At 64.9% G+C, this 12,485-nt stretch carries 11 protein-coding genes; 4 read left to right on the top strand and 7 right to left on the bottom strand.

All coding sequences use genetic code 11. The annotated features are described in order from the left end of the window. Positions 1-10: 10 nt before the first annotated feature. The 4 genes from DT069_RS09565 to DT069_RS09550 all read right to left on the bottom strand — a co-directional run bounded on the left by DT069_RS09565 (position 11) and on the right by DT069_RS09550 (position 5,023). Complete coding sequence (locus DT069_RS09565) at positions 11-793, bottom strand: bestrophin-like domain (RefSeq protein WP_119460059.1); 783 nt, start codon at positions 791-793, stop codon at positions 11-13. Positions 794-878: 85 nt separating this feature from the next. Continuing rightward, a complete protein-coding gene (locus tag DT069_RS09560) occupies positions 879-2,903 on the bottom strand; it encodes an ABC transporter permease (protein WP_119460058.1) in 2,025 nt (674 codons plus the stop codon). Next, positions 2,900-3,961, bottom strand: a complete 1,062-nt coding sequence (locus DT069_RS09555; RefSeq protein WP_119460057.1) for a quaternary amine ABC transporter ATP-binding protein — start codon at positions 3,959-3,961, stop codon at positions 2,900-2,902. The genes DT069_RS09560 and DT069_RS09555 overlap by 4 nt, the downstream gene beginning before the upstream one ends. Before the next feature lie 108 nt (positions 3,962-4,069). Next, the gene (locus tag DT069_RS09550; RefSeq protein ID WP_119460147.1) at positions 4,070-5,023 is read right to left on the bottom strand and encodes an ABC transporter substrate-binding protein; all 954 of its coding nucleotides are present in this window, start codon (positions 5,021-5,023) and stop codon (positions 4,070-4,072) included. Between the two features lie 553 nt (positions 5,024-5,576). Between DT069_RS09550 and DT069_RS09545 the strand changes: the two genes are divergently transcribed. The 3 genes from DT069_RS09545 (at position 5,577) to DT069_RS09535 (ending at position 8,928) form a co-directional block, all read left to right on the top strand. Beyond that, positions 5,577-6,863 (top strand): ABC transporter substrate-binding protein, encoded by a 1,287-nt coding sequence (locus DT069_RS09545; protein ID WP_119460056.1) that lies wholly within the window; start codon positions 5,577-5,579, stop codon positions 6,861-6,863. Between the two features lie 180 nt (positions 6,864-7,043). Further along, complete coding sequence (locus DT069_RS09540; RefSeq protein WP_119460055.1) at positions 7,044-7,919, top strand: branched-chain amino acid ABC transporter permease; 876 nt, start codon at positions 7,044-7,046, stop codon at positions 7,917-7,919. Next, the gene (locus DT069_RS09535) at positions 7,906-8,928 is read left to right on the top strand and encodes a branched-chain amino acid ABC transporter permease (RefSeq protein ID WP_425450127.1); all 1,023 of its coding nucleotides are present in this window, start codon (positions 7,906-7,908) and stop codon (positions 8,926-8,928) included. The genes DT069_RS09540 and DT069_RS09535 overlap by 14 nt, the downstream gene beginning before the upstream one ends. Here the strand turns inward: DT069_RS09535 and DT069_RS09530 are convergent. The 3 genes from DT069_RS09530 to DT069_RS09520 are packed head-to-tail and all read right to left on the bottom strand — an operon-like array spanning position 8,912 to position 11,149. After that, positions 8,912-9,688, bottom strand: a complete 777-nt coding sequence (locus tag DT069_RS09530; RefSeq protein WP_119460053.1) for a tetratricopeptide repeat protein — start codon at positions 9,686-9,688, stop codon at positions 8,912-8,914. The genes DT069_RS09535 and DT069_RS09530 overlap by 17 nt on opposite strands. Then, entirely contained in the window at positions 9,685-10,395 is a 711-nt protein-coding gene (locus tag DT069_RS09525) for an ABC transporter ATP-binding protein (RefSeq protein WP_119460052.1), read from the bottom strand. Before DT069_RS09525 ends, DT069_RS09530 begins: the two co-directional genes overlap by 4 nt. Position 10,396: 1 nt before the next feature. Beyond that, the gene (locus DT069_RS09520; RefSeq protein WP_119460051.1) at positions 10,397-11,149 is read right to left on the bottom strand and encodes an ABC transporter ATP-binding protein; all 753 of its coding nucleotides are present in this window, start codon (positions 11,147-11,149) and stop codon (positions 10,397-10,399) included. A 591-nt stretch (positions 11,150-11,740) separates the two neighbouring features. Here DT069_RS09520 and DT069_RS09515 point away from each other — a divergent pair. Further along, entirely contained in the window at positions 11,741-12,475 is a 735-nt protein-coding gene (locus DT069_RS09515; RefSeq protein ID WP_162913088.1) for a PEP-CTERM sorting domain-containing protein, read from the top strand. Positions 12,476-12,485 lie beyond the last annotated feature (10 nt).

Genomic DNA, 12,485 nt, shown 5'->3' with positions numbered 1-12,485 from the left:
CAGGTCCGATTCATGGCACGAGCAGGTCGAGCAACTCGAGGAACGGCTCCGGCGTGAACTTGGCACCACCGCGGAAAGGTTGGTCGAGAGCAATGGTCATGACGATGACGCTCGCCAATGACGCGGCGAGAATGCCGGTCATGGCCATGTGTGTGCCTCGGCTTCGCAGGCCGAAAAAGTAGGTGAACCCGATGGTCAGAGCAGCACCAAGAAGTACCGTCCACCAGACGACCGGTGGGATCTTATCGTCGGCCGCCAAAAGCCGATCGGTCCGGGCGTCATAGAGGTCGCCGAGCCGGCTCAACATCGTCGCCAATAGTACCTCTGCAGCCTTGGTCCCGGGCCGGTAGGTTACGAGCTGGCTCTGGATGCGCTGGAGCGGCTCGACGATGCGACGCGGGCGCTCGCCGTGTTGGAGCGCGGGCCACTCCTCCTCGACCACCACCTGCGCGTACTCGACCAGAGCGTTCCTTATGGGTCGGCCAGTTGCGGCGGGCAAGCTGCCGGCAATACGGTGGAGATCGGCGATGAGGTCCGCCTCGCGGCCTATCGTCGCCCGGGCATCGCTGTAATCCGCCCACGCCATGACCGCGATCGAGGCAAGCAGCACGGCATAGAAGATGCCGACGACGGCGATGAGGAAGCCGGCCACATCATTATGTTCGCGCCGTCGTTCGTTCGAGAACAGCCGATCAACGAGGAGCAGGCCAGTAGCGGAAAGGGCGACCGCGATGCCGATCACGACGCCCCCCATCAGCCAAATCGGAGCGGCGTAGATCCAATCGGTGAGCATCGTGGCGGCTCTCCTTGGCAGACGGCTGCAGACGGCGCCTCGGCCGACCGGCCGTCACGGGCGAGCAGCCCCGAGGCCGGAGCCGTCAGGCGAGGCCGAGCCGGGTCTTGAGCCGGCCGCTCCAGGCGCCGATCAGGCGGTCGGCGGTGATGGCGATGAAGGCGACGCACAGGCCGGCGACGATGCCTCGGCCCGTGTCGGCCTTGGTCAGCGCGATATAGACTTCCTGGCCGAGGTCGCGCGTGCCGACCAGCGCGGTGATCACCAGCATGCTGAGCGCCATCATGATCGTCTGGTTGACGCCCAGCAGAATCTCCGGCAGCGCCAGCGGAAGCTGCACCCGCCACAGGATCTGCCGCCGGGTGCAGCCCTGCGCCGTCGCCGCCTCGATCAGCGTCGGCGGCACCCGCTGGATGCCGAGGATCGTATAGCGGATCGCCGGCACCACGGCATAGGCGACGACGGCGATCATTGCGGTGAAGTCGCCGACCCGGAACAGCATGACGGCGGGAATCAGATAGACGAAGGCGGGCAGGGTCTGCAGCGTGTCGATCACCGGCTGGACCACCGCGTTCACCCGCGCCTTGCGTGCCGCCCAGATGCCGATCGGCCAGCCGATCAGGCTGGCGATCAGTGCCGACACGCCGCAGAGATAGACCGTCTCCATCGCGTTCTCCCACTGCCGGGTGACGGCGAGGAAGAGCACCAGCGCCGCGGTCAGCGCGGCGAGGCGCAGGCCCCCGAGCTGATAGCCGGCGAGCGCCACCAGCCCCACCACCAGCGGCCAGGGGAGGGTCAGCAGGAAACGCTTCACCGGGATCATCAGGTTGAGCAGCAGGAAGGTCTTGATGGCCTCGAGCGCGTCGAAGAAGTTGATGTTGATCCAGCTCACCAGCCCGTCCCAGAACGGCGCCGTGGTGAGGGTGAGGGACTCGGGGTAGCTGCCCAGCGCCGGCAGGACGAGGCCGCCGATCCAGGTGACGGCGGCGGCGGCCAGTCCGGCCGCGAGATAGGGGTGCCGCCGCAGCAGGCCGGCGCTGTCCTCGCGCTGCTGTTCCGGCGGGCGGGCGGCGAAGGCCTGACTCAGCCGGTCGAGCGCGATCGCCAGCACGACGATGCCGATGCCCGCCTCCAGCCCGGCACCGATGTCGAGCCGGCGCAGGGCGGTCAGCACGTCATAGCCGAGGCCCCCGGCGCCGATCATCGAGGCGATGATCACCATGTTGAGGGACAGCATGATCACCTGGTTGACGCCGACCATCAGGCTTTGCCGGGCCGCGGGAATGCGCACCTTCCACAGAAGCTGCCGCCGCGAACAGCCGGCCATGCGGCCGAAATCGACGATCTCGTCAGGAACCTGGCGCAGCGCCAGGATGGTCATGCGCACCATCGGCGGCGTGGCGTAGATGATGGTCGCGATCATCGAGGCGACCGGCCCGAAGCCGAAGAGATAGAGGGCGGGGATCAAGTAGGCGAAGATCGGCACCGTCTGCATCAGGTCGAGCACCGGCGCCATCGCCCGCTCGACGCGCGCCGAACGGAACCCGGCAATGCCGAGCAGCAGCCCGCCGACCACGCCGAACGGCACTGCGATGGCGATCGAGCTCAGCGTCACCATCGCGCTCGTCCACTGCCCGAAGACGGCGAGATAGGCGAAGCAGGCGCCGACCAGCAGCGCCAGCCGCCAGCCCTGGGCATAGAAGCCCATGAGGACGGCGATCGCGATCACCGCCAGCCAGGACAGGCGCGGCCAGAGCAGAACCGCCTTATCGCCCCGGCCATGGATGAAACCCTCCGCCAGCAGGCTGTTGGCGAAGGCGAACGGCCAGGTCAGCAGCCAGGAGATCGACCGCGTGAACTCCTTGAAAGTGAAGAGGCCGAGGTCGAAATCGTTGATCAGCCACTGCATGAAGCCGCTGACCCAGTCGCGCAGCGGAATTACCCAGGCACGGGGATATTCGAATGCCCAGGGCGCGAGGCCTTCCAGCGCGTCGTGTAGCCCCTCGGAGAAGAACAGCAGGAAGGTCGCCCCCAGCAGGACGGCCCAAAGAACGGGCCAGGGCTGGAGCCGCGCCGGCTGCGCGCCGGCGATGCCGGCGGTGGCGCTCATGCCGGCCTGTCCGATTGCCCGGCTAGAATGTCGAGGACCGCGTCGCGCGTCAGCTGACCGATCGGCCGCCCGTCCGCATCGACGACCGCGACCGCGCCGTCGCTCGCGATGACCCGGCGCGCGAGATCCTGGATCTTGGCGTCGGCCGGGACGCTGCCGGAGAGACGCGCGCCGGGCACCGGCGGCTCCATCGCCGAGCGGGCCGACAGCACTTTGGCGCGGGACACCTCGCGGGTGAACTCGGCGACATAGTCGGTCGCCGGCTGCATCACCAGCTCCTCCGGCGTGCCGCTCTGGATGATCGCGCCGTCCTTCATGATGGCGATGCGGTCGGCCAGCCGGATCGCCTCGTCGAAATCATGGGTGATGAAGACGATGGTCTTACGCAGCAAGCGCTGCAGCCGCAGGAACTCGTCCTGCATCTCGCGCCGGATCAGCGGGTCGAGCGCCGAAAACGGCTCGTCGAGGAACCAGACCTCCGGCTCGACCGCGAGGCTGCGGGCGATGCCGACGCGCTGCTGCTGACCGCCCGAGAGTTGGCGCGGGTAATAGGACTCGCGACCGCCGAGGCCGACCAGCTCGATCATCGCCCGTGCCCGGCGCTCGCGCTCCGCTCGCCGGACCCCCTGGATCTCCAGCGGAAAGGCGACGTTGCCCAGCACCGTCAGATGCGGCAGCAGCGCGAAATGCTGGAACACCATGCCCATCTTGTGGCGGCGCAGCGCGATCAGCTCGGCCTCCGAGGCCTTGAGCAGGTCCTGCCCCTCAAACAGCACGGCGCCGGCCGTCGGCTCGATCAGCCGCGACATGCAGCGCACGAGCGTCGACTTGCCCGAGCCCGACAGCCCCATGATCACGAAGATCTCGCCCTCGCGCACCGCGAGGTCGGCTTCGCGGACCGCTGCGATCAGCCCGGCCCGCGCCAGCGCCTCGGCCGACGGCGCGGCCGCGCCGTCGGCGAACAGCCGCTCCGCCCCCGCGCCGAACAGCTTCCACACATTCCGGCAGGCCAGCTTGACCGGCCGTTCGTGGTCTGCCGAAGCGGATGCGGACGTCATGAGGGCCTCATTCTTCGCCCCTCGTCCCTCGACAAGCTCGGGATGAGGAAAGGCCCTCATGGTGAGCCTGTCGAACCATGGGGGCCGACTCCCCTGTGCTCGATGATCCTACTCCGTCCAGGCCGTCCAGGTGGCCTCGTTCTTGGCCATCCACTCGTTGACGACCTCGTCGAGGTCGCGACCCTGGTTGTCGACTTGGTCGATCAGCCGACCCATCGTCTCGTTGTCGATCTTGAAGTTCCGGATCGCTTCATAGGCGCCCGGCCACTTCTTCTCGCCGCCGGCCCAACCGACCTTCTTGATCCAGCCGCGCGGCTTGCCGCAGTCATAGGCCATGTCGGGGTTCGAGCCCCAGCTCGGATCGTCGTAGCATTCCTCGGTATAGGCCGGGAACTCGACCCATTCGCCTTCATAGAGGATCGGCGCCCAATGCGGCGTGTAGACCCAGGCGATGATCGGCGCCTTGCGCTCGTAGGCCGACTTGATCTCGGCGAACAGGGCCGCGTCCGTGCCCGCATGCACCACTTCGAAATCGAGGTCCAGGGCCTCGACGCGCTCGTCGTCGAAACCGCCCCAGGTCACCGGCCCGCCCAGATAACGGCCTTTCGGCGCCGTCTCCGGCGTGGCGAACAGCTCGGCGCACTCGTTCAGCGCCTCCCAGTCGGGTAGGCCGGGGCACTGCTCCTTCATGTAGATCGGGTACCACCACTCCTCGACTGCCTTCATCCCGGTCTCGCCGAGGTCGACGGTGTTGCCGGTGGCCAGCGACGCCTCCATCGCTTCCTTGCCAGTGGTCTCCCACATCTCCATCGCGACATGGAGGTCGCCCGATTCGAGGCCGGCGAACTGGGCCAGGTAGTCGGCCTGAACATATTCGACGGTGTAGCCCATGTTCTCCAGGGCCTTGCCCATGATCTTTGTGGTGATCAGCTGTCCCGTCCAGTCATGCAGCGTCATCTTGATCGGATCCGACGATTCGACCGCATGAGCGGCCGGGCCGGACAGCGCAAGCCCGCAGGCGACGGCGCCAGCGATCGCGGCCGCTCTCAAATTGTCGAACATGAACGCCTTCCTCCCATTATTTCGATTATCGTTCGGTACGGCCGGGATCGGCTGCAGCGCGACCTCGCCTATGCCGTCCAAAAATCAAGCCGCCGATCGGCAAGGCTTTTCAAGAGGAATTGCCTAAAATCCACAAGAATCCATAAAACCCCGGCGGAAGCGGGATCAAATCCACAAACGCTTCGCGAACCGCCGCGGCGTCTGCGGCATCGGCGCCTGTGGGAAATTGAGATGGGAAACGGAGTGCGTCTCGCGATGTGTCAGCATGCGGACGCCCTGTAATCCGAAGGCGATCACCCAAGCCGCCGCGGCGATCAACCGTTCGGCTGGATTGGTTGGGAAATGGCTCGCCGAAACCCGCCATTTGGCGGAAATCTTATCACAAGCGGAACAGAATTGGTCTTTGGCGTCGATTATGGTGTGGACTTCGGTGCGACAATGGTCGCATGATTTCATGCGGCCTAAAAACGAGCCCGGCCCGGTTGCGGCGACCAGGGCCGAATAAAAAAGCGGTCTATCAAAGACTCGGCAATAACAGAGGGAGCGCTGAAGGATGAAAGGATTGGGAGTCAATCGCCGTCAGTTTCTCGGCGGCACCGCGGCGGGTCTTGCGCTGGCGGGTAGCACCAAACTCACGCGACGGGCCTTCGCGGCCGACAAGGTGGTTCGGATCGGCTTTCTTGCGCCGCTGACCGGCGAGGTGGCCGCCTGGGGCCTGCCCGGCCTGTATGGCTGCCAGATCTGGGCCGAGCAGGTGAATGCCGCCGGCGGCGTCAATATCAACGGCGAGCCGCACAGGATCGAGTTCTCCTCCTATGACGACGAGTATCTGGCCGACAAGGCGCTGCAGGGTGCCCAGAAGCTGGTGCTGGAAGACGACGTCAAGTTCATCATGATGCTGGGCGGTGATCCCTGGCCGGGCGTGCAGCCCTTCGCCAACCGGGCGAAGATGCTGGTCTCGACCCTGCTGCCGAGCGACCTGTCGCCGGATACGCCCTATCTGATCGCGCCCGCCGAGGTCCACCCGATCTACAATGTGACGGGCGTGGAATGGCTGGCGGAGCAGCGGCCGGAGCTGAAGACGGTCGCGATGTGCGCGCAGGAGGATGCGCTCGGCCTCCCGTCGATCGCGACCTATCGCGCGGCGTTCGAGGCGGCGGGAATCGACATCGTCTATGACAAGTTCTTCGATATCTCGACGACCGACTTCGCGCCGATCATGACCGCCATGCTGGCGAGCAATCCGGACATCATCTGTCTCGACACCGCCTATCCGGACTTCGTGAACCTGCTGACCGAACAGGCCTTCCTGCAGGGCTTCAAGGGGCAGATGATTTCTTGCACCTGCGACAACTATCAGCAGATCGTCGACAAGACATCGCCCGAGTTCATGGAAGGCTTCGTCTTCCAGTTCCCGGACTTCGACGATCCGGCGATGCAGCAGGAGCAGATCAACTTCAGCAACCCGAAGGCGTTCTACGAAACCTATCAAAGCCGCTATCCGGGAACTTGGTCGGCGGTGTCGTGGGAATATGCCGCGATCATGGAGCAGTGGAAGAACGCCGCGGAAAAGGCAGGCAGCGTCGAACCCCTGGATGTTCTGGAGGCGATGACGGAAGGCGGCAAGGGCCAGCACGTCTTCGGCCCGGCCACCTGGTGGGGCGAGGAGCTGTTCGGCATCGATAATGCGCTGGTCGGCGACTGGCCGGTCGTGGCGATTCGCGACGGCAAGGCGCAGATCCAGGAGTTCCGCAGCATTCCCGCCTGGTGGGACAAGCACAAGGACCTGCTGCTGAAGCATATGAGCGATCTGGGCCAGCTCTGGGATCAGCGGACCTAGGCGCGCGGAAAAGAAGCCTGCGATTGGGCCCCGGCCCTCATGGTTCGTCCCTCGACAGGCTCGGGATGAGGAAGCTCACCATACGGGCCTCACCCTGAGCCTGTCGAAGGGTGAGGGCCGGCCCCGGTTTCTTGATCCCTGTGTCCAGACCCACCGGATGGCAACCTAGCCGGGACGCATATGTTCGAGCTCATTCTCCAAACTATCGTCAACGCCCTCGTCGCCAGCAGTGCCACGGCGCTTATGGCGGTGGGGCTGGTGCTGATCTTCGGCGTCATGCGGGTCATCAACTTCGCCCATGGCGAACTGTTCATGGTCGGCGCCTATGCCGTCTGGTACCTCTATGCGCAGAACGGCTGGCCATTCATGGCGGCGATCGCCGCGGCGCTGGTCGTCGTCCTGCTGATCGGCCTCGTCATGGAGCGCTTCCTGTTCCGGCCGATGCGCGGGAACCCGCTGGGCGGACTGATCATGTCGGTCGGCGTGCTGTTCATCCTGCAGGTCGTCGCCGTAGAGTTCGGCGGGGTCGGCCTGATGAAGCATGTGCCGTCGGCCGTTCGCGGCACGGTCGATCTGTTCGGCACCGGCGTCCTGGTCCCATGGCAGCGCGTTGTCGTGATCGGCGTGTCGGCGGTGCTGCTGATACTGCTGTGGCTCTTCCTCCATCGAACGAAGGTCGGCTTTGCCTTGCGCGCTTGCGCGCAGGACCCAGAAGCCGCCGCCTTGCAGGGCATAAGCATCAACAAGTTCTCGCTGATCGCGATGGGGCTCGGCGCCGGGCTCGCCGGGGCGGCCGGCGGTGTCATGGCACCGCTCGTCCGTGTCGATCCCTATATGGGCCACTCCGTGATCGTCACGGCCTTCATCGTCATCATCGTCGGTGGTGTCGGCAGTCTCGAGGGCGCCGTGTTGGCAGCCGTGCTGTACACCTTCTTCCACACTTTCGTGACCACCTTCTACGACGGCACCATCGCAACCATCCTCGGGCTGCTCATCATGCTGCTGGTGCTGATCGTGAAGCCGACAGGGATCATGGGAACCAGTGAGAAAGTCTGACAATACGCTCTTGCGGTGGCTCGGCCTAGCGGCGCTGGCCGCTCTCGTGGCGGCCCTGCCGTTCATCGTCCATCCCTATCAGCTCATCTTCCTGATCTTTCTGCTGATCAACATCATCCTGGTGGTCAGCTACCGCTTCGTCACCATCACCGGCGAGTGGTCGCTGATCCATGTCGTGATGATGGGCGTGGGGGCCTATACCAGCGCGATCCTCGCCAAGGATCTGGACCTGTCCGTCTGGCTCGCGATGCCGCTCGGCGGTGTGGCGGCGGCGCTGATCGCCTATGTCCTCAGCTTCCCGCTGTTCCGCATGAAGGGGTTTTATTTCCTGATCGGCTCCTTCGCCGCGGGCGAGGCGATCCGCCTCACCTGGAACCAGTTCCGCGAACCCTTCGGCGGGCCGAAGGGCATCAAGCTGATTCCGTCGCCGGAGCTCACTCTTCCGGGCCTCGAGACGATCGACCTCACCTTCCCGCCGATCAACTATTACTTCCTGACCGCCATCATCATGGCCCTGTGCCTGTGGATCATGTACCGGCTCGAGAAGTCGCGGATCGGACTGACCCTCAATGCCATCCATTGGAAGGACGTCCTCGCCGAGTCGGTGGGGGTCGATGTCTGGCGCTACCGGATGCTGGCCTTCGTCACCGGCTCGTTCTTCGCCGGTATCGCCGGCGCGCTGCTCGCGCATTATATCGGCACGATCAATCCGGACCGCTTCGGCCTTGCCATGATGCTCTACGTCCTGGTCTGGACGATCGTCGGTGGCACCGCCACCTTCGCCGGCCCGATCATCGGCGTCGTCGCATTGTCGGTACTCGACGAGGCGTTCCGGGCCTTCGACCAGTTTCGGCCGGCGATCTACGGTGTTCTGCTGATCTTGACGGTGCGCTTCCTGCCGAACGGGCTCGAGGCGCTGCCGGCGAAGCTGCTGGGCCTGCGCGACCGACTCACAGGCGGCCCACGCACCGCGGCGGAGAGACCGAGGCCCGCTAGCGGCGGCGAATGACCGGCGTCAGATAGACGGCCGCGAGCAATCGCCGGTCGTCGGACATCCGGACCGGCTTCTCGCTGCGCCAGCGTCGGCGCGGCGTCAACGGATGGTTCGCCGCGATCGCCTCGGCCTTCGCGCGCGCCGCTTCGGCGTCGTCAGCACGGCCGCTCGCAGCGAGCAGGGCCGCCAGAGTCTCGAAAAGATACATTGTCCCCACGTCACGCGCGCCGAGCGCCGGTTCGCGCACGGCGACGGCGTCGCGGTAGAGCGATTCCGCCTCGTCTGTTCGGCCGAGGCGATTCAACAGGCCAGCGAGATTGCCGAGACAGGCCGCGCGTCCGCCCTCGGCCAATCGCCGATAGCCCCGGCGGGCGATCTCAGCATAGGCGCCGGCATATTTTCGTTCGAGACGGTGATGGTAAAGCGAGCTGTGCGGTTTGTGGTCCGGAATCATCCGCTCGATCCAGTCGTGCGTCTGGTCCCAACAGGCGAGGGCGTGGCGGTACCGCGCTTCGATCGGCTGAGGGTCGTCAGTAAAGCTGACGTCCATCGCCGCTGCGAGATTGGCGAGACTTGCGCCGCGGCGCGGGTCGGAGTCGGCAAAGGCCACCGCCATCTGCTCGGCCACGCGCCAGAATGAAAGCGCATCGCTCGACCGACTTTCCTCGAATGCGGCAGCGCCCTCCTCGGTGAATGCCTCCCACAGGACATCCATCACCAAGCAGGGCGGCAGGGGAGGGGTGAGCGCCGCCTCGGTTGCGAGCGCTTCCGTCAATGCCCGCCCAGATAGGCGGCGCGGACATGGTCATGCTCGTGGAGCTCGCTCGCCGGGCCTTCCAGCGCCACTGTTCCCGTTTCCAGAACATAGCCGTACCGCGCGAGCCGCAAGGCGACCTCGGCGTTCTGCTCGACCAGGATCACCGGCACGCCGCGCTCGTTGATCGCCATCACGATGCGGGCGATCTCCTTCACCATCACCGGCGAGAGGCCGAGCGACGGCTCGTCGAGCAGGAGCAGCTTCGGACGCGACATCAAGGCCCGGCCCATCGCGAGCATCTGCTGCTCGCCGCCGCTCAAGGTCTTCGCGAGCTGCTGTCGCCGTTCGGCGAGGCGCGGGAAATAGGCGTACACCTCATCGAGGTCGCGGGCGATCCGGTCCTTGTCCTTGCGCAAGTAAGCGCCGGTGTGAAGGTTCTCCAGAACCGTCAGGTCTGGGAACACGCGGCGCCCCTCCGGCACATGCGCGATCCCCCGTCCCACGAGCCGCTCGGCGGGCACGCCGTCGATGCGTTCGCCCTCGAACCAGATCTCACCGCTGGTCGGGCGCGACAGGCCGGAGATCGTCCGCAGGGTCGTGCTCTTGCCGGCGCCGTTGGCGCCGATCAGGGTGACGATGTCGCCCTGTTCGAGCTGCAGCGAGATGCCGCGCAGGGCCGCCACCTTGTTGTAGTGGACGACCAGGTTACTGATTCGGAAGAACATGTCAGGCGGTCCCCAGATAGGCCTCGATGACGCGCGCGTCGGCGCGGATCTCGGCCGGCGTGCCTTCGGCCAGCATCTCGCCGAAATTGACGACGGTGATCCGGTCGCACAGGCCCATGACCGCCTGCATGTCGTGCTCCACCAGCAGCATGGTGATGCCCGCGTCTCGGACCCGTCGGATCAGGGTCATCATGTGCCGGGTCTCCTCCGAATTCATGCCGGCGAAGGGCTCGTCGAGCAGCAGCAGCTTGGGATCGGCGGCGAGCGCGATCGCAAGCCCGAGCGCCTTCTGCAGCCCGTGCGGCAGGTTCGACGCCGTTTCGTCGCTGCGGTCGGCAAGCCCCATGAAGGCGAGAATCTCCAGGCCCCGCTCCTCCGCGGCCTCGGCATTCGGGCGGTCCGAGCCGAACAGCGAGCTGAAGAAGCCGGACTCGGCCTGCAGGTGGCGGCCGACCAGGACATTCTCGAGAACCGTCAGTTCCTGGAACAGCGTGGTGTGCTGAAAGGTGCGGATCACGCCGCGCTCGGCGATCCGGCTGGTCTTCATCCCGCCGATATTCTCGCCGCGATAGAGGATGGTCCCGCCGCTCGGCCGATAGAAGCCGCTGATCAGGTTGAAGATCGTCGTCTTGCCGGCGCCGTTCGGGCCGATCAGGCCGCGAATCTCGCCTTCATCGACGGTAAGGTTCAGCCCGTTCACCGCCGTCAGCCCGCCGAAATGCTTGCTGAGGTCCTGAATCGCAAGAATGCCCATGGCGTCCCGCGCTCTCCCTGTTCTTGTTCTTGCTTTCTAGCGGCCCGGTCCTGATTTGCCGAACCCGTCGATGAAACCCGCTCGTCTGCGCGGGTGCAAGTGAAATTGGCCGTCTTGGGCAAAGTCGGCCTGAAACTGATCTGAAACTGATCTCCTGCTGGAGTGATGACGACAGCCCGCCGGGTCTTGCAGCTATTGTCGAGGAATTTTACAGGGCGTCGCTTGAAGGGCAGCCGTCGAGCACCGATCCGATTCGAGGCGCAAACACACGTGCTCTACGGTTGCCGCGGTCGTCGCGACAGGTTCGCTGAACCTGCCGGCGGCTGCTGGCCCAGTGTCAGATCGAGCGGCCGACCTCCCGATTTTGCTGATTTGTCGAACTATTTTACAGAAAATGGTTAGGCGATATTACTAATTCATATCATATATTCTTAAATAATTAACTATAGAAGTAAGTCAATGAAATATATCTCATAAATTCTGGGTCTGGTGAGTATGGAGATCTGGCCCGCTGCTTGCATCAAGAGGGGCGCGAGCACGCAAGTGCGGCGTATCGAGCTTTCGAACTTATGCTCCGACAAGGGGAACGCAATGAATATCGTTAAGTTGGGTCTTGCGGCGGTTGCCGCGACCTTCATCGCAGGCACTGCTCAGGCGGGGACGATCGTCTATGACGACCTGAGCGATTATGTCGTCAATCCGGGTGTCAACAGCAGCGGCAACGCCATCGGCGGCGAACGCGGCGACGCAACGAACATGTTCGACGGCGACTCGAGCACGTTCTACAGCGTGGGCTTCGGCGGCTCCGTGTCGCTCACGGCCAACCCGAACCACTACAAGCTGACCAGCGGAACGGTGATCGAGATCACCTTCCCGGGCAATGGCAGCCATCGCGAGGCGCTTTTCGTCCAGCTCGGCCTCACGGATTCGGAGGGCAATCTGGTCGGTCCGCTGACGGATGTCGGCTACTTCCTGAACCAGGCGGCCAATAACCAGGCCAATGGCATCGATGCGCCCGGTGTATTCAACTTGGTGGATGCCTCGATCGCCGAACTGCTGGCCACCCCTGTTGCCGGCAGCGATGGTGGTTTCTTCGAGATCCTGATCAACTCGGGCACCTTCAACACGATCGTTTTCTCGGATGCTTCCGGCGATCTCTTCGGGAGCGACGCATATCCTGGTCAAGGAGGCACCCGGAACAGCATCGACGGCTTCGACATTGGTGAGCTGCGGGTGACTGCGGTTCCGGAGCCCGGCACGCTGGCGCTCCTCGGCGCCGGCTTGGCGAGCCTCGGTTTCTTCGGGCGTCGCCGCAAGGCGGCCTGACGTCCGGGTT

Source organism: Virgifigura deserti, from assembly GCA_003576685.1.
Taxonomy (GTDB): Bacteria; Pseudomonadota; Alphaproteobacteria; order Dongiales; family Dongiaceae; genus Virgifigura; species Virgifigura deserti.
This window is presented reverse-complemented; position numbering and strand designations above follow the sequence as displayed.